At 59.8% G+C, this 22701-nt stretch carries 21 protein-coding genes and 1 pseudogene; 6 read left to right on the top strand and 16 right to left on the bottom strand.

Features of this window, described 5'->3' with window-relative positions:
- Window positions 1-102 precede the first annotated feature (102 nt).
- The 7 genes from ACSW29_RS04630 to ACSW29_RS04600 all read right to left on the bottom strand — a co-directional run bounded on the left by ACSW29_RS04630 (window position 103) and on the right by ACSW29_RS04600 (window position 7965).
- Window positions 103-798 carry an alpha/beta fold hydrolase gene (locus tag ACSW29_RS04630; protein ID WP_448276651.1) on the bottom strand — a complete coding sequence of 232 codons (696 nt, stop codon included), beginning with the start codon at window positions 796-798 and terminating at the stop codon, window positions 103-105.
- Window positions 795-1652 (bottom strand): alpha/beta fold hydrolase, encoded by an 858-nt coding sequence (locus ACSW29_RS04625; RefSeq protein WP_448276650.1) that lies wholly within the window; start codon window positions 1650-1652, stop codon window positions 795-797. The genes ACSW29_RS04630 and ACSW29_RS04625 overlap by 4 nt, the downstream gene beginning before the upstream one ends.
- A gap of 154 nt (window positions 1653-1806) precedes the next feature.
- On the bottom strand, window positions 1807-3135 hold the full coding sequence (locus tag ACSW29_RS04620) for an MFS transporter (protein ID WP_448276648.1): 1329 nt from the start codon (window positions 3133-3135) through the stop codon (window positions 1807-1809).
- Window positions 3136-3815: 680 nt separating this feature from the next.
- A complete protein-coding gene (locus tag ACSW29_RS04615; protein ID WP_448276646.1) occupies window positions 3816-5030 on the bottom strand; it encodes a cytochrome P450 in 1215 nt (404 codons plus the stop codon).
- Between the two features lie 327 nt (window positions 5031-5357).
- Window positions 5358-6599, bottom strand: a complete 1242-nt coding sequence (locus ACSW29_RS04610; protein WP_448276645.1) for an NAD(P)/FAD-dependent oxidoreductase — start codon at window positions 6597-6599, stop codon at window positions 5358-5360.
- 5 nt (window positions 6600-6604) lie between these two features.
- A complete protein-coding gene (locus tag ACSW29_RS04605) occupies window positions 6605-6925 on the bottom strand; it encodes a 2Fe-2S iron-sulfur cluster-binding protein (RefSeq protein WP_448276643.1) in 321 nt (106 codons plus the stop codon).
- A 35-nt stretch (window positions 6926-6960) separates the two neighbouring features.
- Entirely contained in the window at window positions 6961-7965 is a 1005-nt protein-coding gene (locus ACSW29_RS04600; RefSeq protein WP_448276642.1) for a fumarylacetoacetate hydrolase family protein, read from the bottom strand.
- Window positions 7966-8315: 350 nt separating this feature from the next.
- Here ACSW29_RS04600 and ACSW29_RS04595 point away from each other — a divergent pair.
- Window positions 8316-8794, top strand: a pseudogene (locus tag ACSW29_RS04595) (Lrp/AsnC family transcriptional regulator).
- Between the two features lie 192 nt (window positions 8795-8986).
- Entirely contained in the window at window positions 8987-10132 is a 1146-nt protein-coding gene (locus ACSW29_RS04590) for a PucR family transcriptional regulator (RefSeq protein WP_448276641.1), read from the top strand.
- A 260-nt stretch (window positions 10133-10392) separates the two neighbouring features.
- Here ACSW29_RS04590 and ACSW29_RS04585 read toward each other — a convergent pair whose 3' ends face one another.
- The 3 genes from ACSW29_RS04585 to ACSW29_RS04575 all read right to left on the bottom strand — a co-directional run bounded on the left by ACSW29_RS04585 (window position 10393) and on the right by ACSW29_RS04575 (window position 12208).
- Complete coding sequence (locus tag ACSW29_RS04585; protein ID WP_448276640.1) at window positions 10393-10833, bottom strand: EthD family reductase; 441 nt, start codon at window positions 10831-10833, stop codon at window positions 10393-10395.
- 69 nt (window positions 10834-10902) lie between these two features.
- Window positions 10903-11703 (bottom strand): cyclase family protein, encoded by an 801-nt coding sequence (locus tag ACSW29_RS04580; RefSeq protein ID WP_448276638.1) that lies wholly within the window; start codon window positions 11701-11703, stop codon window positions 10903-10905.
- A 70-nt stretch (window positions 11704-11773) separates the two neighbouring features.
- Window positions 11774-12208 carry a RidA family protein gene (locus ACSW29_RS04575; RefSeq protein WP_448276637.1) on the bottom strand — a complete coding sequence of 145 codons (435 nt, stop codon included), beginning with the start codon at window positions 12206-12208 and terminating at the stop codon, window positions 11774-11776.
- A 529-nt stretch (window positions 12209-12737) separates the two neighbouring features.
- Here ACSW29_RS04575 and ACSW29_RS04570 point away from each other — a divergent pair.
- Window positions 12738-14339, top strand: coding sequence for an ABC transporter substrate-binding protein (locus ACSW29_RS04570; RefSeq protein WP_448276636.1), 1602 nt, complete (start codon window positions 12738-12740; stop codon window positions 14337-14339).
- 35 nt (window positions 14340-14374) lie between these two features.
- Here the strand turns inward: ACSW29_RS04570 and ACSW29_RS04565 are convergent, their stop codons facing one another.
- From ACSW29_RS04565 to ACSW29_RS04555, 3 genes are all read right to left on the bottom strand, one after another.
- Window positions 14375-14665: a hypothetical protein gene (locus tag ACSW29_RS04565; RefSeq protein ID WP_317827651.1), complete on the bottom strand. Its 291-nt coding sequence runs from the start codon at window positions 14663-14665 to the stop codon at window positions 14375-14377.
- Between the two features lie 35 nt (window positions 14666-14700).
- Window positions 14701-15066, bottom strand: a complete 366-nt coding sequence (locus tag ACSW29_RS04560; protein WP_317827652.1) for a metal-sensitive transcriptional regulator — start codon at window positions 15064-15066, stop codon at window positions 14701-14703.
- Window positions 15067-15264: 198 nt separating this feature from the next.
- The gene (locus ACSW29_RS04555; protein ID WP_448276635.1) at window positions 15265-16071 is read right to left on the bottom strand and encodes a hypothetical protein; all 807 of its coding nucleotides are present in this window, start codon (window positions 16069-16071) and stop codon (window positions 15265-15267) included.
- Window positions 16072-16322: 251 nt separating this feature from the next.
- Between ACSW29_RS04555 and ACSW29_RS04550 the strand changes: the two genes are divergently transcribed.
- The 3 genes from ACSW29_RS04550 to ACSW29_RS04540 all read left to right on the top strand — a co-directional run bounded on the left by ACSW29_RS04550 (window position 16323) and on the right by ACSW29_RS04540 (window position 19668).
- A complete protein-coding gene (locus ACSW29_RS04550; RefSeq protein ID WP_230816783.1) occupies window positions 16323-17753 on the top strand; it encodes an MFS transporter in 1431 nt (476 codons plus the stop codon).
- Window positions 17754-17822: 69 nt separating this feature from the next.
- Window positions 17823-18350 (top strand): carboxymuconolactone decarboxylase family protein, encoded by a 528-nt coding sequence (locus ACSW29_RS04545; RefSeq protein ID WP_448276633.1) that lies wholly within the window; start codon window positions 17823-17825, stop codon window positions 18348-18350.
- Window positions 18334-19668, top strand: coding sequence for an MFS transporter (locus tag ACSW29_RS04540; RefSeq protein ID WP_448276632.1), 1335 nt, complete (start codon window positions 18334-18336; stop codon window positions 19666-19668). The genes ACSW29_RS04545 and ACSW29_RS04540 overlap by 17 nt, the downstream gene beginning before the upstream one ends.
- Window positions 19669-19846: 178 nt before the next feature.
- Here ACSW29_RS04540 and ACSW29_RS04535 read toward each other — a convergent pair whose 3' ends face one another.
- From ACSW29_RS04535 to ACSW29_RS04525, 3 genes are read right to left on the bottom strand one after another with little or no spacing between them, the layout of a single operon-like run.
- Window positions 19847-21073, bottom strand: a complete 1227-nt coding sequence (locus ACSW29_RS04535) for a CaiB/BaiF CoA transferase family protein (RefSeq protein WP_448276631.1) — start codon at window positions 21071-21073, stop codon at window positions 19847-19849.
- Complete coding sequence (locus ACSW29_RS04530) at window positions 21070-21936, bottom strand: HpcH/HpaI aldolase/citrate lyase family protein (protein ID WP_448276630.1); 867 nt, start codon at window positions 21934-21936, stop codon at window positions 21070-21072. The genes ACSW29_RS04535 and ACSW29_RS04530 overlap by 4 nt, the downstream gene beginning before the upstream one ends.
- Window positions 21937-21965: 29 nt before the next feature.
- Window positions 21966-22490: an Lrp/AsnC family transcriptional regulator gene (locus tag ACSW29_RS04525; protein WP_095970770.1), complete on the bottom strand. Its 525-nt coding sequence runs from the start codon at window positions 22488-22490 to the stop codon at window positions 21966-21968.
- Between the last annotated feature and the right edge of the window lie 211 nt (window positions 22491-22701).

Raw genomic sequence — 22701 nt, 5'->3', positions numbered from 1 at the left:
TTCACTAGAAGTAGTTTTCAGGTGGGTTGGCAAGTAGTGCTCGGCGAATCGCGTGACGCCTCGCTTCGACGGGAGGCTGCGGATGTAACTCCTCCGAACCGATCACACAAATCCGTCGAGGGTTCGGAAGAAGTCGTCGAAGTCGTCGTTGAACAGAACATGGCCGGCATTTTCGACCACGCGTACGGTGAAGCCGCGCTGTTCCAGGATCGCGGCGGTTTCCGGTGTGACCATCGATCCACGGCCCGCGAGCTGGAGCAGGGCATGAGCGTGCGCAGCTTCGGGTAGGTAGTTTCTGCCTCGAAAGTGCTTCATCGCGGTAAGGAGATCGAGGTCGAGCATGTGCCCGGCCGCGACTGCCGTCTCGATGTCCTGATCGCTCCAGCGGGGGCTGTTTTTCCTCAGCGCGGCAGCGGATGGCGGGAACGTCTCTCGCAGCTTGTCGAAATAGTCTCCGGGCACAATTTCCTGATCGAACCCCGGTTCACTCAATACCAAATTCTGTGGTTTGAGGTGCTCACTGGCCAGCGAGAGGAACAGGCCGCCGAGCGAGTGGCCGATGGCGAGGTCTGCACCCACGGGCAGGGTGTCGCACAGGTCCTCAACGAACGCATCGGGGTCGGTGTAACCGCCGCGGCCGCTGAGTCCGTGTCCTCTCAAATCTGGTGCCAGCACACGATATCCGCGCCTGTTCAACTCCGGAGCGACCGCATGCCAGACGCGACCGTCCACAGCGCCCCCATGGATCAACACGGCCAGTTTGTCGCCTTGACCGAATTCGCGAATCTGGAGCTTCACGAAACAACACCTTCCGCAGGCGCCGAGGCGAGATGCGCGAGTAGGGGTTCGACCACCGATTCCGGGGAGGATTCGAGAATCCAGTGCCCGACGCCCGAGAGTTCAATGCTGCGGTAGGGACCGTCGACCCACTGCCCGCAGCTCTCGCTCGTCGAACGCACCAACGCGGGACTGTGTGACCACAGGTACAGCGAGGGGACGTTGACGCGACCTATCGCTGCCATATCGTCGAGTGGAACCAGATGCCATGCGATGGCCGGAACCAGGACTTCTTCCGTCCCGACGCGCGCCACGGTGTCTTCAACAACCGGGGCCGGCATTCCGGAGTCGAGCAGAAAGGTCCGGAGACCGTTTCCGTTGTCGGCGAGCAGCGCTCGCGCCGCTGGCTCTGCTGGGCTCATCTTCTCCAGTCGATTCCAGGCTTCGGTTTGTGCGGGAACGGTCTCGATGGCGTGTGCGAATGCGGCCGGATGCGGGAAGACGAGGGCAGTAACTGATCGCACGCGTTCAGGGGCGACCGCTGCCACAGCCCAGGATTGCAGTCCGCCCATACCGAATCCGATCACATCGAAATACTCGAGTTGCGATGCGTCGGCGATCGCGAGCACATCGTCGACATAGTTGGGGACGGTGTAGGTTTCGAGGGGAGGCCGCGCCCCGGGTGAGTAGCCGCGTTGATCGAAGGTGAGCAGGCGGATACCGGATCTCGCCAACAGCTGCCCTAACCCTTCCCAGCTGACTGCGCCCTGTGGAAATCCGTGCAGGGCAAGGACAGGGCGTCCAGCCTGCGGTCCCCATGCGCGCATGTCGAAGGTCATTCCGCTTGCTGTTGTCAATTTCCACGTATCCGTCATCGGATGTTCTCCTGAGCGTTTCGACGTGCTGGTGGTGGTGAAGACTGTTGTAGGTCGGGCCGAAGCGGGTTGCTTCATCGCCTTTCGAAACTCGGCTTGTCGAGGTGGGACGAGAGCTGTTTCTCCGTGTTATTTCGCACCCTTGCTGCCGTCGTTATTTCGACTGAGCGACAGCATATTTCGGCTCCTTCACGGGGCTGTCGCGCTCCGGATTGGCCATGATCGAAGCGAGGATGCCCGCACCGATCGCGACCAACCCGAAAATCTGAAATGCCGACGCGTACCCGGCGGCTGGAGTGCTGGCCGCATCGGCGATGACTCCGGTCGCGAAGGGCGCGACCAGGCCGCCAATCGTGAAGACTGCGACCAGCACTCCGAGTGTGCCGGCGGTCTGGTGTGGTGGGCATATCGAGGCCATAGCAGCCTCGATGAGTGGCAGGCACGGCATCGAAAACCCATAACCGACCGATACAGCTGCTACTGCCACCGCGGGGGTGTCGATTGCAGGGATAGTCGCGAGGATGATGCCGCTGACCACCAAAGCAGTTGCGGGCAGGATGATGCGGGCGAGGCGGGTGGAGTGCCCGCGGCGCAAGAGCAAATCGCTGACTGCCGAGGTGATCAGAGAGATGACCAGTCCGACCAGCGCGGGGAGTCCGAAGATCATTCCCGCTTGCAGCCGGCTGTAGCCGAGACCGACTTCGAAGTAGGACGGCAACCATGTCAGCACTGTCGCGCCGAGCGCGAAGGCACTCATGCAGAGAAGGGAGGAGACGACGAAGGTACGGTTCCAGAGAATCTTCGACCAAGGGATCGAAGCCGGAAACATATCCGATTCAACGGAATCAGAGGATTTGCTGTGACCGTGGGGGCCGTCTGACCAACCGCCGACCCAGATCCCACACCAGAGAACCGCGGCAACCGCGATGCACAGGATCGCTGTACGCCAACCCCAGGTCACGCTGACGTAGGCGAGTGCCGGAATGACGGCGAATTTCGTGAAGGCAGAGGATGCCTGTAGGCATGCTCCTGCCACACCACGCCTGACCGGTGGATGCCACGAGTAGACGGCGGTGAAAATGAGGGGAACGCTCGGCCCCTCGGTCAAACCCAGCAGCAGTCGGAATGCGATCAACGTCGCCAGACTTGCTGACACTACGAGCGGTAGCGCGGTGATCGACCAGATCAACGCGAGTATGACCAGGGCCCACTTCACTGAGATCCAGCGGTTGATCACGCCTGCCATCAGGCCGCCGATGGACAACGCTGCGTAGAAAAGACTTCCGACCAATCCCAGTTGCGATGAACTGAGGCCGAGTTCTTTGGCCACTGGCTGCGCGATGATTCCGAACACTGCCTGGTCGGCTTGATTGATCACTGTCAAAGCCAGAAGCAGTCCGGTCATCCCCCATGCCCGTCGCTGGGATCCCGAACTCTGCGTTGTCTGCGATCGATTCGCATCCAGAACGGGTTGAGTGTGCATGACTTCCTTTCAATAACTGGCGTTGGATCCCCACGACACTGAAACCGGAATGAGGAACAGATTGGCTGCACACGATCGAATACGTCCGCCGCGAGATAACTCAAAAAGAATCTGCATCATATTGCGCCACAACATAATTAAGCGTACCTCGAAGTTTGTCGCACCATCCATCGGAGGTTTGGGGAGCGTCGGGTTTCGTCCGGCGACGCGAATCGAAGTGGCCACGAGTGCGTGGTGAAGTACACCGTGCCCGGCGCGCGACCCTGACGAATCATCGGGAGTGGTAATCACCTGGCGTTTCGGCTCTCGGGCCTGCCCACCCGCATAAGATCTGCTCGAAGCGATCTAGTCCCCACGGGCGATAAGGTCGCCCCTCGATGGCGTATGCAATTTTGCTCGCTCACAGGATGCCGGTCGCCGTACTGCGTCCACGAAACGAAGGGACATCAAATCCTGTCCCCACGCCGCCTGCTGCCCTGCAAGCTCAAGACAGTAACGAAAGCGGAATGAGGCGCTTTTAGCTCCGCGGGATCCAACGCGCTCGTTGAGGGCGCAGGTACAGCAGGATTCGAATACTTCCGCTCCCCGACGTGCGAACTACAGGAGCCAGCAGTCCCGAGTCATTTCGGGCGTCCACCCCCGCCCCGGTCAGCGAAGCCGGGCCCGCCAACCCCTGACAGTCATCGCGTGGCGTTCACTGCCAATGATGGCAGCGTAGGAAAGCTGAGGTCGCGCCCCCAAGCAGGAGACGTGCCTCCTAGCTCGATCTGCGGGAGCCTGGTGGGCAGCAGGCGAAGAAAGATATCCCCTTCAATCCTCGACAGTGGCGCTCCGAGACAGAAATGCCCTCCGGCAGCAAAAGCCAAGTGCCTGTTTGATTTCCGTTCGATATCGAGTGTATCGGGGTTGTCGAAGACTCGTTCGTCGCGATTCGCCGCGGCGATGGCGAGGAGCATGTGAGTACCTTCTGGGATGTCTTCGCCGTGAAAGTGCATGTCCTCGCCGGCATATCTATGGAGGAAGTGCACTGGCGAGTTGTACCGAAGGACTTCTTCCCACGCGTGGGGTGCGAGATCCGGGTTGCCTGCGAGTTTCTGGAATTGATCTCGATTGTGCAGGAGTGCGTGAACTGCATTGGTCATCGCAACCATCGTGGTGTGGTAGCTAGCTACGAAGAATCCGACCAGGGTGATGACGAGTTCATCCCGGGTCAGCTTTGACCCGTCTTCCTCCGCCTCGAGAAGCGCGCCGACTGCGTCGTCGCTGGAGAGCTTGCCCCGCAGTGAATCTACGATGTCGCCTATGTAATCGAAGTAGAACTGTGCGGCCGCGTCTGCCTCGACGAGGCGTTCGGGGTCGACTTCAGAATGACCAAGCACCGCATTGAGGGCTGGCATGCGCTCGAGTACCGTGTGGGCGTCGGCTGCTGGTGCATGAAGCAAGCGGCACGCGATCTCTGCGGGAACTTTGGTCGCAAACTCCGATACGAAATCGATATCCGTGTCGAAATCGGCCAGACGGTCGAGGCCTCCAGCGATGATTTCTTCGACCCATGGCCGCATAGCGACTACCGCCCGGCCGGAAAATGCCGAGGATGCGAGTTTGCGCAGGCGCGTGTGGGACGGTGCGTCCAAACTCGGCATCGATAGTCGATAGAACAGGGACGCCGGCCCTGACCCGATATGTTCGGGGAATTGGCCGGGATGTGGTTGCACTCGGGCCGACGGGGTTTTGAACACGCGGCTGACGTCACTGTATCGGCTCAGCATCACGGTGGGTTGTCCGTTGATCACGGTGCGTGAGACTGGGGCATTGTCGCGCAGGTCGCGATATGTCGGGAACCTGTTCGACAAGAAGTCGGGGTCCGTGGGATCGAAAGTGGCGATAGATTGCATAGTTGGCCTCTCTGAGCATGCGCGCCGCGTCCTATGTGTCCGGCATCACACGATGTTGGACAAGGTTATCGATTCGCAGACTTTCGATCGCCGGGTAATCCCTGAAAAGAAGTACGAGTTTCTTGGTGATTCAACAGTCCGCGGCCCGGCGCTGACCCTGTCCGACTACTGTCCGGAGCTTCAGCGGGCAGCAGAGATGCAACACTGCCCGGTAAGGCGCCTTGCGCTTTACCGGGCAGCGTACTCACGTTCTGAAGAGATGACTTATGTGGTACGGAATCTGCTTTGCCGCAATCAGTTCGGCTCCTCAAGGAGGAACCGGGTCACTCAGGCGGGCACCATATTCTGGGCATACGATTTGAGATCGAAGTTACCTTGCCGTGCAACGTCCAGGGGCAGCCCTCGTGGGTGGCCGAGTATCCGCCGTGCAGTGATATGGTCCGCCGGTTTGTTGACCGACTCGACGCACGTCAGTTCGCTGTCACGGAACCTCAGCACGGAAAAGGCGGACGATGTCTGATCGCCGAGCACAAGTTCCACGTCGCTTCCGGTTGAGAGTCCCGCAATTTGCAGTTTCGAATCGAACTGCTGACTCCAGAACCATGGAACTGCAGCGTATTCCGTTGCCGATCCCGTGATGTGCGCAGCGACGAAGCGGGCTTGATCCGTGGCGTTCTGGACGGATTCGATCCTCACACGATCCCTTCCATTCCCAGTGGGGAAGCGAGCGCAATCGCCGATTGCGAAGATTACCGGGTCGCTGGTCCGTAGGTAGACGTCGACCTCAACCCCGTTGTCCACCGCCAAGCCCGCCGCTTCTGCCAGTTCGGTACGTGGTTCGACTCCCACGCCGACGATCACCAAGTCCGCGGCGACCGATTCACCATTCGCAAACTCCACGCCTTCGACCGATTCCCTGCCAAGAAACGACGAACAGTGTTCCCCGAAGTGCAGTAGCGTCCCACGTTCGGTGTGCAGCCGTGCGAAGTGATTCGATGTTGGCCTCGACAGTGAGCGGGCCATAGGCCGATCGAGTGGATCGATGACTGACGTTTGTTTTCCCAATTTCGTTGCCGCCGCTGCTATTTCCATGCCGATGAAGCCAGCGCCGACTGCGACGACCTGGGTCGCCGTTTCCAAAGCAGAGCGGATACATTCCGCGTCGTCGAGTGTTCGTAGCTGTTGTACGCCGGCCAAATCCGCGCCGGGAAGGGTGAGGATGCGGTTTCTCGCGCCGAGCGCCAAGATCAGATAGTCGAACTCCAGTCGTTCACCTGACTCGAGAACGACGGCGCGACTTTCACGATCGATCCGGGCGGCAGTTCCGTACTTCAGGTCGATCTCGTGCTTTGTGAAGTAGGCGGCGGGCCGAAAGGGCGTGCTCATATCCGCACCGATCGCTGTCAGGAGCGCAGCTTTCGACAATGGTGGCCGTTGGTACGGCAGTCCGGGTTCGTCACCGACGAGAATGATTCGCCCCTCGAAGTCGCGCTCCCGCAGAGAGGCGGCAGCTTGGAACCCGGCCTGGCCGGCTCCCAGGATCACCACGGAAGTGTGCCGTTTCCTCACACCGATCACTGCTCCTGTGGCAGTCGAACCACAAGTCCGTTCAAGGTTTCATCGAGAACCAACTGGCAGCTGAGTCGGCTGTCGTTGCTGCGAGGAGATGTGGTGCACTGCAGCATTTCCTCCTCTTCCGGCTGCATTGTCGGCAGCACGGTGTCGGCAGCATTCTGCACATGGACGTGGCATGTGGCGCACATGACGTTGCCGCCACACTCGCCGGTGATGCCGTAGATATCTGCTCCGATAGCGGTCTCCATGACCGATTGCCCTATCTGACCGTCGACAGATCGATGTGATCCGTCCAAAAGTACATACGTTACGTTGACCATTGATGCTCCTCACGGATCGGTGTATCGAGAAACCGTCAAACCTGTTCGTTTTGAACCTGGAACGTCATCTCTCCCAGCCCTGTAATTCCGGCCTCGACACGATCGCCATGCTGCAAATACGCTGGGGGGTCGAGCTGGAAGCCGCAGCCAGCCGGGGTGCCGGTCAGAATCACATCACCCGGCTCGAGCTCCATGCTCGCGCTGACGGATGCAATGAGTTCGGGGATGGATGCGAGCATGCTGCTGGTCTTACCATCTTGTCGCACAACACCATTGATGCTGAGTGTCAGGCGCAGATCGGCGGGCTCCGGCACCTCGTCGGCCGTCACCAACCACGGCCCCAGCGGGCAGAAGGTCGCGTAGCCCTTGCCCCTGGCGATTTGCAACTGCAGTGGATGATCGAGGCCTGCGCCCAGGGCGATGTCACGGGCGGTGATGTCATTGGCGACAACGTAACCCGCCACATGATCGAGCGCATCGATCTGCGAGATTCTCCGACCCGTTTTGCCGATGACTACGCCGAGTTCGATTTCGTAGTCCAGCATAGTGGTCTCGAACGGCTTCACCACCGGGTCATTGGGTCCTGAAACACAATTCGGCGGTTTCAGAAAGATGACTGGTTCTCTGACTTCTGCACTCGGACCGAGGATTTCGGTTGAATGCTGCGGGTAATTGAAGCCGATGGCAATGACCTTGTTCGGCCTGAGGATGGGAGGGCCAATTCGCACATCCGATAGGGCAAAACGGTCACGTTCGAGCGTCAGCTGAGGCTCGACGATCGTACGGATGGTGGACCACAGGGCGAGGATGTCCTTCATGTCGTGCAATCGCAGTCCTGCCCGCGCCAGAATCGGCACCAACGGAACTACCGTATCGTCGTCGACGAGCACCCCGGGCTGCTCGATACCCACTGGACCAAAGTTCACAAGCCGCATGACAATTCCTCGAGTTCTGTTGAACAAAGCAATATTTGAGACCCGGAACACCGTTAGCGCGATGATCGCGTCCCGCGCGACGTCACCGAACCGCTCCTCTTGCACGTGCGCGGAACACCTCTCGCCTGACTGTCGACATCAACCTTAGAATGCGAACGTGCACACATCTTCAGGGAAACGACAACGCAAGACGCGAGTTTTTCGTGCATTCACCAAAGCTCCCGCACGGTGAACTTCAGACCGTGTAGATTTCACTCGTTCAGCCCCTAGTTTGCTGTGACTACCCCCTCGGGCACGGGTACTCTCGCCAATCAAGTCCCAATCACGCTGTGGCGGTGCACCTTCCTCTCAACCTTCAGCGCGAGCAGACTCGTGACCCCAGCGGCAATCGCTGATAACCTTCCACTTCCCAAATCGTCTCCGATCCGGAGTGGCGGCTGAAATGAGGAAGACCGATGACTTCCCGGACTGGGGACGAGACGAACTATCCACTCGATGCGCTGGACCCCGCCTGATCGATGTGCTGGTCCACGACAGTCGAATCTCGATGCGCTCTTTGGCCGAGAAGACTCACATATCACGCGCCCACGCATACGTTCGGGTGGAGCGACTGCAGCGAGAGGGCGTGATCAGAGGGTTCACCACGCAGATCGAGCACTCCAAGGCTGGTTGGGGATCCTCGGCATTCGTATCTCTGACGATCAAGCAAGGGTCATGGCGAGGACTTGCACACCAACTACGGAGCCTGTGCTGGGTTGACCACTTCGCATTGTTCGGCGCTGACTTCGACGTCTTGATTCTGGTCCGTGCTCCGGACAACTCGACCTTGAGGCGCCTCGTGCTCGAACAGCTGCAAAATCTTGAAGGAGTGCGTTCGACGACGACATGGCTACTTCTCGACGAGGCTCACGGGCCGGGGCCACGATGGGTGTAAATCACCTCGTCCGCCCCTCGCGGTTCCACGTGGCAGGCACGCAATCCACATCGACCGAATGCTTTCACCGACCGTCCGGAACCATGTTCCCCGTACCTCGACGACGTCCAGACTGTCTGAAACGCTGAACGCTGTACACCACGCCGGAGAACTATCACGAGAGGTCGCCGATCATATGAACAGTTCCTTGCCATGGGGATGAACCACGACGATGCACGCGCGTTGTGCGAAGCGGTTGCCTACCGGCTCGCGCATGCCGATCCCGATCTCTCGTCTCGAGTTCGGGCGGAGTTGCCCTCCTACACGAAGCTTCCAGATGCCGAGCACCGGCGGACCGTGCAAGATCTCACGCGTCAGCTTCTCGAAGGGATGGCTGCCGGTGTCGGGCCGTCCGGTGAAGCCCTCCAGTTCACCCGCCGGGCTGCACGCCGCAGAGCACAACTGGGTGTATCGGCATACGACGTACTGAAGGCTTTTCACATCGTCAGCCGCGAACTCTGGAACGCCCTGCAATCGGCCCCCGAAGCCACGGACTCGGTGCTTATTGCCCTCGTCGAACCGATGGGTCGTTGGACCGAGGCAATGACCGCCTCGGTGGTCGACGCGTTCGTCGACGAATCACCCACCACCCATGCCCAAGAGGCGGAAGTCCGACGCCGCTTCTTCGGTGAACTCGGCGATCGAACCCGCGGCGAGTACGTGGCAGAAACCGCTCGGGCATTGGCCTTCGACATCCAGGGTCAGTTTCAAGCCATCTGTTCACCGCGCTCGTTCTGGCCCGATGCGGAAGTGGAGAGCCTGCAGCGCGCAACACGCAGACTCCCGGGGGTCGTGCAATGCGGAGTGCGCGCTTCCGGAATGTACGTGCTGGTCCAAGACAGCGATGTGGACGCAGTAGTCAGATCGGCGCACGGAATCAGTGGGACCGAGGTGCCCATCGGGATCGGCCTTCGTCGTGAGGGACTCCACGGAGCGCATTGGAGCATCGTGGACGCCGAGCGAACGCTGCGTGTCGCCGAGATGCGCGGCGCGCAGTCGGCGCTCTTTGTCGACACCTGGCTGGAATCGACCTTGCTCGACAGTGAGCCACGCTTGGCGCTGCTCTTCGACACAGTGCAAAAAGTCAGGCACGAACATCCTGACCTAGCCGCCGCGGTTTTCGCCTTCGCAGAATTCGGATTCTCGCAAGCCCAAGCAGCGAAAGAACTTCACCTGCACCCGAATTCGATTGCTTACCGACTGAACAGGTGGAAAGAGCTCACCGGTGCTGATCCTCGAACCTTCTCCGGTCTCACCAGGTCGATCATCGGATGCCGAATTGAAGGGATTCGTGAGTAGACGCATTCGGACGGGTCAGCCGTCTTTGCCGAATTGAGCCTTGCCGAGCGAATCGTCGGAGCGCGCTCACACCCATGGTCGATGATCACAGTCGAACTCGGGATGCAGAATCACGTCACCGACACCATCGCACCCGTGCTCATCGGAACGGCAACTGCTGGTGGGCGGAAGTTCAATCGACTGGAATGACTGTGGCCCGCCGAAAGTGACTGCCCCCCTTCGACGGGCCAAAGCTTTTCACTTCGAAAACGCGTGTTTTCCTACACTGACTCTGAATGTCCTGCAGTCGAATTCGACGAAGCTGGAACCATCAGTGAGCCGTCGATACCTCTTTCGAGCGCGACCCGTTCCCTCACGATATACACCGACATGCTCGGATCCGCTTCGTAGTCCTGAAAATTCGGGTGATCGTCGAACAGTCGAGCCATCTCCGGGTTGCTGAACAGTTGGTTGACGGCGTCCTCGTCGGTGAAATACAACTCCAGCATGGTGTGGAATTCGGGATCGCGCTCTTCCGGTTCGGGAGAGTTCTCGCGATGCACCGAATGTGCCACGACGCTGTTCTGTGTGTACTTCAGGAACCCTGGAATCTCGGAGAGCAGACTCAATGCCATCGGCGTGTGTCGCTGGAAGTAGTGTTCGTCCGACATCTGGGCGCCGAGTTCTGGGTTGTGCCGCCACATCGAGACAAGTTTGATCACTGACGTCCTTTCCTCATGCAGAACCGGTCCGCGGGAGCGTGCTCCGAGACCGAGGGATCACTCGCCTGACTACGACTGCTCGACGAATGCGAAGACACGTGCGGGGCCGGCGGTGCCTCCGACGATGGGAAGCGGCGCCACCACGATCGTGGCGCCCTTCGCCGGGAGCCGGTCGACATTGCGAAGTGAGGTCAGCCCGTACTTGTCGGAGCCGAGCAAGTAGTAGTGTCCGGGGCCGAATTCGCCTGGATCTGCGTCCTCGTCGGGAAGTTCCAGTTTCGAGTCATCGCCGGAACTGACGCTGTCGATGCCCACTGCTTCAACTCCGTACCCGCTGACCGCGGGATTCTCGGCGAGCCATTTTGCACCATCGAGCGAAAGACCAGGCCAGCCATTCGGATTCAAGAAACGCTGCGGGTCATCACCATACGCGCTCCACCCCGAACGAAAAATGACCCACGACCCTGGCTCGATCGGTCCATACTTTTCCTCCCACTCGACGAAATGCTTGGCCTCGAGCAAAAAGGTCGGGTTCGCCAGTACCTCTTCGGTTTTGTCGATGACAGCTACAGGTCCGACCAGCCGTGCCGGGGGAATTTCGTCGACGGACAATCCATCCCGTCCACTGATCCAGTGACGGGGGGCGTCCACGTGAGTTCCGACATGCTCGCCCAACGTGATATCGCTCCACGCCCAGCCTGGTCCGTTCTCGTCGAAGTTGCTGACCTGATTCATCGAGAATCCGGCGGTCGGCGCGAACGGAGGTGGAACGGGCACGGTTGGAGTGCCTGCGTGGAGGGGGGTGGTGAGGTCGACGACCTCAATTGCGCCAGTGCTGATGCTTTTCACGAAGGAGGACAAAGCGGTCACAGGATGTTCCTTTCGGCGGGTCGGCGCAAGAGCCGACGCGATAAGCTTGGAGTCGATGGATGGAGCGTTATCAACCTGCAGTGGTGAGGCCGAGGTACGCGTGAGCCTCGACCTCGATCTTCATATGCGGTGCCATGAACCCGGCCACGTATCCCGATCCGATGAATCCGCGGGCGGGCATACGTTCTTTCAAGATCTCGTTCAGAGGGCCGAAGAGATCGCGATCACTGAGCGCGACACGGATCTCGTAGATATCGGCAAGAGTCCCGCCCTGAGAGACCAGTACCTTCTCGATGTTGTCGAAGGTAGTCTCAGCCTGTTCTCGAAAGCTCTCAGGCAACGTACGCTCCTCAACTGTGCCAGTGAGATTGGTGAGCGCCGATGTCCCCGAGATGTGGAGAAAGTCGCCGATTCGAACCGCTCGATCAAAGTGGCCGGCAGGCTCGGCCAAACTCCGCGGGTTCACCGCAACCACCGCCATGTTCTTCGTATCTTCGTTTCCCACTGGTCTTCCTTTCAAGATCCCGCCAACGATTTATTGACATTGCGGGCGAACCAACCGACATGGATTCGGCGAAGTGGCCTTCCGAAATTCTGATCGGATGGTTCGACTACAACTGAAGTCCGTGTGATGACTCAGCTCCGACATTCTGTCGAGACTCGAGGTTCCCTCATTCCTGAGATCGCGGGCCAGGGGGAAACCCAAGACTTTCCGGCATCCGATTTGTGGATTCTCTTACGCTCCGCAGCACCGCATCGCGAAAGCGATCCCTGTCGAGGAGTTCAGCACTCAACAGAGTTTCGAACACACAGTCGAGCAGACCGATACCAGGTGGCCACATCGACGTAACCTCAACCCGCCGCGAGCCAGACTGGTTCATCACCCCGGTTCTCGTGAGATCGAACAAAAATCGGCATGATTTTCGTGAAGATCGACCGAGATGCCCGTCACGTCCTACGCCAAGATTTAGCGGTCACACTCGACCGCGCCCTCTCGAACTTCGCTCGGGCCCTGGCTCCTTCACGGAGGCACAATGAAACACCGCTCTTATCCGGCACTTGCAACGGCAGCGGGGCTCGCACTCGTGTTGTCGGCTTGCAGCTCGGGAGGCACGTCCTCGGGCTCCGACGGCGGTGAGCCTTTGACAGACGGAACCTTCCGTTATGCGTTGCAAGCCGATCCGGGTGCACTCAACCCGATCATGTCCGGCTCCGCGGCAACCGCTGACATCTCGAGGCTGGCCTACGACTCCCTGGTCTACCAGGATCCGGACACCAGTGAATTCAAACCGTGGTTGGCAGAGAAATGGGAAGAGACGCCGACCTCCGCATCCTTCACCATCCGCGAGGGAGTGACCTGTACCGACGGGTCGACGCTGAACGCGCAGACCGTCGCGAACAACATCAACTTCGTGGCCGATCCGGCCAACGGTTCACAACAACGCGGCACTACGGTCCCCGTAGGCGCTTCGGCCACTGCCGATCCCGCGACCCGCACCATCACGGTCACCACTCCGGCGCCGAGCCCCTTCCTCCTCCTCACGGTCAGTCGCCTCCCGATCATGTGCGACGCCGGACTCGCGGACCCGACCGCCTCGAACAAGAAGTCTCTCGGTTCCGGGATGTTCGAAGTCACCGAAGTCGCCGCCAACGACCACTACACGTTCGAGCGTCGTGACGGCTACAACTGGGGCCCCGACGACACCACCTCCGACACACCAGGTGTCCCCAAGACCGTCATCGCTGTCATGGCACCCAATGTCAGCACCGCCGCAAACCAGCTTCTCTCCGGCGAACTCAACGCATCTCCGATCGCCGGTCCGGACAAGGACCGGATCGAAGCCGCCAATTTCGCCTCGATCAATCGCCCGATGCCATCCGGTCAGATGTACTTCAACCAGATCGCGAACAATCCCACCAGCGATCCCGCCGTTCGCAAAGCACTCATCCAGGGAGTCAATCTCGACGATCTGGCAGAAGTTATCACTGCCGGCCAGGGCACCCGCGCAACAAGTCTCGTCGGTGTAGAGCCCCGCGCCTGCGTGTACGACTCCGTCACCGGCAACATTCCGGACTACGACGTCAGCGCAGCGAAGGCAACCTTGGATGCGGCCGGTTGGACCGCCGGTGCGGACGGAAAACGAAGCAGGGACGGAAACCCGTTGACGCTCCGCCTCTTCTACGCAGGAGGCGAAGAAGCTCGCAGCGCAGCAGCCGAACTCGCTCAATCTGCATGGTCGGATCTCGGCGCAACCGTCGAGGTGACGGGAGCCGACCAGACCAAAGTTGTCGACGTCATGCTCAGCGGTAAAGACAACAATCAGTGGGACATCGCATGGATCCAGATCAACAATTCGATCCCCAGCGGGTTCACCCCGTTCTTCACCGGACCTGCTCCGGCAGCCGGTAAGAATTTCTCTTCGATCAACAACCCCGCCTACGAAGCAGCGGTGGCCAAGGCTTCCGGGTTGACCGGCGACGCAGCGTGCGCAGAGTGGGCAGACGCCGAGTCGCAGATCACCAAGACGGTGTCCGCGGTGCCGTTCGCGAATACGAACATGAGCTTCTACTTCAACAAGGCCGGACTCGCATTCGGTAAGTCCTTCATCGGGTCTGCACTGCGTCTCTACCAGTAGTCCGTCGACCGAACCTTGTGCCCCAACGAGATACGTCAGATCAGTGCGATCTGACGTATCTCGTTGCCACGCCTATTGTCTAAAACCTCCGGCCAGACACCGCTCGCCGATCGCGCGGCACATCGATCGACGGACTCGTCCAGAGCGTCCGTGTCGACAAACCATCCACGTCCTCCGAGTTGGTCGTCCTCGAACGAGAATGCCGCTCGCATCGTCACGCGAAATCCCTCGGCAGGCATCAGCGGCGGAAAGTCTTTCGCGTCCCGCACCGGTGCCGGAAGTCCCTGCCTCACAGCGAATGTACGACGGATCTCGATGCTGAACATGACGACCACGGTATCAATGTTCGTCGAGCACAGTTCTACGAGCGAACGAGCCTCGCAATCGCGTCGGTCGCTTCCTTCACCTTTGCCTCCGCCTCGGGACCACCGTCAACGGCAGCTTTGACGACGCAATGGCTGATGTGGTCCTCGAGCAGTCCCATAGCCACCGCGTGGAGAGCCTTGGTCATCGCCGAGACCTGCGTGAGAATGTCGATGCAGTATTTGTCCTCGTCGACCATGCGCTGCAGGCCGCGAGCTTGACCCTCTATGCGACGCAGACGCCCCAGGTAGTCGCCCTTGGCGGTGATGTAGCCGTGCGAATCACTCGTGCAGCATGCATCGCCGGCCGTATCGCTGCTTGGGGCGCTGCTTGGAGCACTGCCTACTTCTGTCGCTTCCAACATTCGATGTCCTCCTGTTCGTCAACGCGTGACTTCGCAACAATTCTCGTTTCCGGGGCGATGTGCGGATACTCGTCGGCTTCCGTTGTCCTGCAGAGCAATCACTGCGCACATCGCCAGGCACTTCGCTACTGCACGAACAGATGGGTGCATGGTGATCGCCCATGCCCGTTTTCCCGTTGCTGCGAGACTCATTCGGTCTCAGTGCCCGTGGCGCGAGTGGCTCGAGTGTTCGCCCCCAGGCGTGGTCGCATTGTCGGCAGTCAGAGTGAATTCCGCCGTACGCACCACTTCGCCATGTTTGAAGTCCAGGAACAACCGGTAGTCCTCAGCGCTCGGCATGTTCGCATAGAAGGTGATTGCCGGTCCAGCCGGCGTGACACCGTCACCGGGATGACCGTCCGGATGCACATGGAGATACGCGAGGTCAGAGGCACGCAACGCGACCAGGTGCCCGTACGCGGCAAGGTAGGGCTGCAAGTCCGTGACCGGGATTCCGTCACGACTGACCGAGAGCGTGAGCTTCGATGTCTGGCCGGCATGGGCCGCACCTTCGAGAGAGACGGTATAGCCGTCGACCGTCGTGGCGGCACCAGCGGCGGGCAACGGCCGAGGATCATAGGAGCCGGCGACGCGTACATCCGCACTCAGCGTCATTCCGTCACCGCCGTCCGGGGTGAAGTCAGCGAAGACTCGGTAGTCTCCCACGTGATCGAAATCGACTGACACACGCCAGTTTCCGTTCTCGTCCAATTCGGGATGCACGTGCTGAAATCCGGTCAGGTCCAGACCGACCACGATCAGATGCAACTGCTTGTCGTGGGTGTCCGTGTACCGGGTCAACGGAGTTCCAACCGAATCCAGGATCCGGAACTGCAAGGGGACATGGCTGCCGACGGCCGCCTCCGACGTTGCCAATTCCAGTGTGTAGCCGTTGTCGCTGAACATCTTGCCCTCCAAAGATTGGGTCGGCAGCACTTCCGTTGCCGTCTGCGTCGGGTTCGACACTCCTTGAAATCGAACCTGTTGCAATTTGTACCATACCCCCCTAGGGTATGCAACGAACTACTCGAACACCCTGAATTCACTCGAAGGAGATCCGATGCGCATCTACGCAGAGCGCCGGCCGAATGAGTTCCAAGAACAGCATTTCCCCGCGCACCTCGACGAAGCGCTGCGCCGATGTCGCCCAGGCTCGCTTTCGACACCCCCTGACCACACGAGCATCACCTATACCCCGTACAGGTAAGGAACTCAGAATGTCCACACAACCGAAATCCACCCGTAAGTGGTGGGCGTTGGCGTTGATCGCCGCCGCTCAGTTCATGGTCATCATGGACACCTCCATCATCGGTGTCGCTCTCCCCCAGATGCAGAGCGATCTCGGCTTTTCCCAAGAAGGCCTGACCTGGGTCTTCAATGCGTACGTCATCGCGTTCGGCGGGCTACTCCTACTCGGCGGCCGCCTGTCCGACCTGTTCGGCGCCCGCAGAGTGTTCTCCGCTGGTTGGCTGATCCTGCTGATCGGCTCCGTTGTCGCCGGTGCCGCCGGTAACGTGGCGGTCGAACTTGCGGGCCGCGCAGTTCAGGGCGCAGGCGCCGCACTCATCGCACCCTCGGCGCTCACCCTGCTGATGATGCTGTTCGGCAGCACGCAAAAGGAAATGACCAAGGCGCTGTCCATCTACGGCGCTGCCGCCCCGGCAGGCGGTACGGCCGGCGTGTTCCTCGGCGGCGTCATCACCGAATACACCAGCTGGCCTTGGGTGTTCTATCTCAACATTCCCATCGCTGTCATCGCACTGATCGCCACGCCCTTCCTGATGCCGAACGCACCGGCGCGTACCGGGTCGATCGACTTCCTCGGCGCACTGGCCGTCACCGCAGGCCTCGCTGTCGGAGTCTTCGGCATCGTCAGGGCACCTGACGTCGGATGGGGATCCGGGCAGACGTGGCTGGCACTCGCCGTTTCGGCCGCTCTGCTGGGTGCATTCGTATTGATCCAGTCGAAGCGTCGTGAGCCTCTGGTGCGTCTGGGAATCTTCAAGGCGCCCAACCTCGGTGCCGCGAACATCGCTCAGCTCGTGCTCGGCGCCGCCTGGATACCGATGTGGTTCTTCCTGAACCTGTATCTGCAGCAAGTGCTCGGATACAGCGCCTTCCCGGCCGGCGCGGCGCTGCTGCCGATGACGATCTTCGTCATGCTCGGCATGGTCGTCGTAGCACCACGGGCCATGGCGCGCTTCGGTGCAAAAGCAATGATCGTAACCGGATTGCTGGTACTGGGAATAGGTTTGGGTTGGATGTCGCTGATCCGGCCCACCGGCAACTTCTGGGTCGACGTACTGCCGGCGTCTCTGGTGGCTGCCGCAGGTATGACGCTGGCGTTCATTCCTTCACTCGGTACGGCGATTTCGGCCGCGCGTCCGGAAGAGGGCGGATTGGCCTCCGGCATCGTCAACGTCAGTTACCAGGTCGGCTCGGCTGTCGGCCTCGCGGTGATGACCGCGATCGCAGCAGTGTTCGGCGCTGATCAACTCGGTGACCTGACGGAGTTGACGAACGGTTTCTCCGCCGTATTCCTCGGAGCAGCCGCCATCGCAGTGGTGGGCGCAGCAATCACCGCTGTCGTGATGCGGTCGACCAAGGTCGAGGATCCTAGAACCGTTCAATCCACCGTCAATTCTTGACCAACTCCGGTGGTGAGTTCGGCCGGCGATCACCGCCGAACCCACCACCGGCAAGCACCAGGACTCGTTATGTCGCGCCTTGCATCTCTCACTCCCGCCACAGCTGTCGGTACATCGAAAGACCTTCTCGCCGAACTCGTCAACCGTCACGGACAGGTCGGTGACATGGTCGCGGCGATGGCTCATTCGCCCGCCGTGCTGGGTGGCTATCTGCAACTCAGCCGGGCAATGAAGCGAGCGAAACTCAGCCGCAAGATCACCGAGCGAATTTCGATCGCCGTGCAGGTCCAGCAAGGTTGCGCTGTTTGCCTCGAAGCCCACGTCGTCGCCGCGCACGCCCACGGCGTCGAGGCGGACGAGATCGAGCGTGCCCGCGCGGGCACATCGGCCGATCCCGCCATCGCGGCAATGATCGACTTCGGACTTCGCGTCTATCGGGAGCCTGCCTCGATTTCCGACGAACACATCGCGGGCCTTCGAGCGCACGGCTACGGTGATCGCGAGATCGCTGACGTAGTCGGAATCGTCGCCCTCAATGTTCTGACCGGAGCTTTCAATCTTGTCGCGGGAGTGAAACCAGATGAACCGGACCGCTAGGACCGCACCGGTACGGAACAGCATGCACCTGTTCTTGATTCGCGACTATCGCCTGCTCTTCAGCGCCCAGATCATTGCGTTGTTCGGTACCGGGTTGGCGACGGTTGCGCTGGGTCTACTCGCCTACGAACTGGCCGGACCGAGCGCCGGAGCTGTGCTTGCCACCGCGCTGACGATCAAGATGTCCCTGTACGTCGTGATCGCTCCACTCGCAGCGGCGTACGTCGACCGGTTGCCGAGACGGGCTTTCCTCGTTGCCCTCGACGCCATTCGCGCAGCGGTCGTGATCGCACTGCCCTTCGTCAGCGAGATCTGGCACATCTACGTGCTGGTAGGTGTTCTCCAAGCTGCGTCGGCAGCGTTCACACCCACGTTCCAAGCGGTCATCCCTGACATCGTGACCGACGAGGCCGATTTCACCCGCGCACTGTCGGCATCGCAGGTCGCTTACACGATGGAAAGCCTGCTCAGCCCTGTTCTTGCCGCAGTCGCACTGTCCTTCATGACATTCAACCTGTTGTTCGTCGCCACCTCCGTGGGCTTTGCGGTCTCGGCACTGCTCGTGCTGGCCACCCGGATCCCCAACGCTCGTCCCAGTACTCACCGCAAGGCGTGGGATCGGATCGCGTCGGGAGTGCGAATCTTCGTGACCACGCCGCGACTGCGCGCCATCATGGCCCTCAATCTCGTGGTGGCAGCGGCCGGCTCGATCGTCGTCGTCAACACCGTCAACTACGTCCGCGACGAGCTCGGTGGAACCCAATCCGACGTGGCGTGGATGCTTGCCGCGTCAGGCACCGGCACGTTGGTAACCGCGCTGCTTCTCCCCCGCGTTCTCGACCGAACCGCCGAACGCACTGTGATGACAGCAGGTTCCGTTGTCCTGGTCTTCAGCGCCAGCGCGGCAGCATCCCTTGCCGTGGCCGGTGTATTCACTTGGATACTCACTGCCGCAGTGTGGGCGCTCGTCGGCGCCGGCATGGCCATGATCGTCACTCCGACAGGAAAAGTACTTCGGCGCTCCGTCGACCCCGCAGGTATACCGGAGGTGTTCGCAGCCCAGTTCTCCCTGTCACACCTCGCCTGGCTTGTCACCTATCCGATCGCCGGATGGGTTGGTTCGAGCGCGGGATTTGCGGTCACCTGGAGCATCCTTGCAGCGCTTGCCGCAGTGGGAGCCGTTGCAGGGTTCGCACTTTGGCCCCGGGAGACGGGCACCGAGACGCCGGCATCATCGAGCGCTGTTGCGACTTACGAAACGACGCAAGGAGAATGCACCCTGGCCGCGACCCAGTGCGCCTGCGCTCGCACCGTCTGACGTACCACAATCTGGAAGACAACTCACCGACTTCGCGTGGGTGGCCGATGAGTGCCCGACCGAATATGCAGATCGAGTCAAAAATTCCCGACAACAACCACCTTTCGCGACAGACAACTCGACCTGTCGCATTGCAAGTCACCGATGACTCACACGTCACCATCAAAATGTTTGGCCGCTACGCAATGATTCCACCGCGTTCCAGATCGGATATCTTCTGGTCGCTATATCCAATCTCACGGAGTACCTCGCAGGAGTTTTGGCCAAGCAATGGCGGCGCAAAGCGATGAGTCACACGCGTGCCGTTGATAGTCAGAGGTGGTCTTACTGATCGGAAATCTCGAATGCTCTTGTGCACCATCGGCTGCAGAAGTTCGAGCGCCTCTGTCTGTTGATCGTTGACGACTTGATCGACCGTTTGAACGATTGATACCGGGACTCCAGCGGCCCTGAATTCCGCGACCCATTCGCTGGCTGGGCGAGCCAATAGACAGGCACCAAGTATCGCGGCCAATTCTTCCCTGTGTCGCACGCGTTCACGATTGGTCTGAAATCGCTCGTCGGTCGGCAGGTTTTCGAGGCCCAAAACGGAACAGGCTCGGGCGAAAAGTCGATCATTTCCGGCAGCAAGCATGAGCCACGAACCGTTCGCGGTTTCGTAGGCTTCATACGGAGCGATTACTGCCATTCCGCTTCCCATCGGTTGCGGCAGCGTTCCATTCGCCAGATAGCTCGCGACGTGGACAGGCATCCAGTTGAGGGCAGTTTCATAGAGGGACGTTTCGATGAGATGTGGCTCGTCTCGAGACTCCCGCGTACACCAAGCGGACAAAATCGCAATAACCGCCCATAACGCGGAACCCTGGTCGATGAGTGACACACCAGCACGGACCGGTGAACGTCCAGCTTCACCGGTGACGCTCATTATTCCGGCAGCTGCCTGCATCAATGGATCGTAGCCGGGCTCGGACGATCGCTCTCCTGCGTTTCCGAATGCGCTGATCGTGCAGTAGATGATTCGATCGTTGACGGAGCTAAGGTCGCCGAATCCGATCCCAAGCTTGTCGACCAGCCCAGGTCTCAGGTTTTGGAGGAAGACGTGTGACTGCGAAGCAAGGTCCAACACCACTTGGCGGCCCTCAGTCGATTTGAGGTCTACTCCGATCGACCTTTTGCCTGCGTTGTTGGCAAGGAAGGCTGCACTCTCACTTCCCCAGTCCGGCGGAGACCAGGATCGAGTGTCATCACCACGCGTGGGGTGTTCGATCTTGATCACGTCTGCGCCTAGCGCGGACAGAGTCTGTGAGCAAAACGGCCCAGCAATGGAGCCGGTGATGTCTACGACCCTCATCCCCTTCAGTGGCCGGTCTTTCGATTCTGCTTCGTCGTTGCTAACCACGGTCACTGCTGCTCCTCGCATTGCTGCAGGATGCGCTGTGCCCTCGTTAACACAGGCCCGTCCACCATAGTGTCTCCTGCTCTAAAAACCCCGCCATTATGTTGGGGCGGAAGGTGTTCCAAAACTTGTCGTGCCCATTCGAGGTCCTTCTCGGACGGCCGAAATGCTCGTGCGACAATGTCAAGCTGTCCCGGATGGATGCAGAATTTCGCGCCAAAGCCTTGCGATTTGGCAAACTTGGCCTCACGTTCGAGGCCCTCAGAACAAGCCACATCGACATATGCGGTGTCGATGGGTGAGCGCAGTCCAGCCGCCACAGACGCGACCACGATTCGAGATCGCGCATACAAGAATTCGAGCCCGTTTGCGGATGGAACGATTCCCAGTTCAGCGGCGAAATCGACAGCCCCGAAGGCCACCGCCTGGACCAGTCGATGATTGGCAATCCTTTCAACGTCCTGAAGCCCAATCGCAGTTTCGACGATGGCAATCACTGGAAGTCCGTTGTCGTGCAAAGAATCCAACGCGCACACTGAAGCCTTCGGCAAAACGATGGCGTCAGGTTCGACGTCGGCAAGCGCGGCAATGTCAGCGTCATGATCCGGCGTGTCGACTGCATTCACTCGAACAAGGCAAGGTTTTTGAAATGATTGCGGTTCGCTCAAGACTCGGCTCGTCAGTTCACGCGCTTTGGCTTTCTCGTCGGAGCGGACAGCATCTTCCCAATCAATGACCACAGCGTCTGCGGGTGACCGTAGTGCCTTCGCGAGAAGCTTCTCACTCGATCCGGGCGTGAAGAGAAAGGTCGTCAGTCCGGACAACCAGTTGGGCGTCGCGCTCCTCCACACGGACGCTTCAGCGGGTTCCATCGGTCAGCACCTCAACGCAGGTTCGGTATTCATATGGTCGCCTCTGGCTCATTAACTTGATCCTGTACGTTTCTGCGTTCCACGCCGGGGGGCCACGTGTACGTCTGCTTGTGATACTTGATGTAGTAGTGCGTCTCGAGACCGCTCACTCCAGGAACGCTGAGGACTCTGTTCGTGAGCTGAAACAACTCGTCGTTACTTTTGCACTGCGCCTCGAAAAGAAGTCGATATTTGCCAGCCGTAGAGACGATGTAGTCAACCTCCGGCATCGCATCGAGGGCTTCGATAACCGCGGTCGCATCGTCGTCGCAGAACACTCCGACCGTTGCTCCGACCGTCTTACGCAGGTACGCCGTGTCCGATACCGCAACGATGCGTATGACTCCCGAGTCGATCAGACGTTGAGTGCGCCGACGCACTGCAGTCTCGGACAGTCCTACAGTCTTGGCTAATTGGCCGTACGAGCGACGCCCGTCCTCCTGCAAGCCAGAAATGATGGCCAGATCCTGCTCGTCGAGGGCAATCTCGCCTTCCCCGTGCTCAAGCTCGAACATTCTTTCCTTCTTTCTCTGACTGCTGTTCACATTCGATCGATCCCCATCCAATCCTGGACCGATGAGGTCCTGTCACGCGAGGTGGCTCGGCGGTTGTTTCGATCTCTGCCCAGGCAATCGAGAAGCCGTTTTCTACTGAAAGCGAATTTAGGCTCGTCTAGACCACTTGTCAAGCTATTGACGCCAGTACTATGGTGTGCAAAGCCGATAT

This window comes from Rhodococcus sp. GB-02 (genome assembly GCF_053470465.1).
The sequence above is the reverse complement of the archived record's forward strand: the minus strand, read 5'-3'. Positions and strand labels throughout refer to the sequence as shown.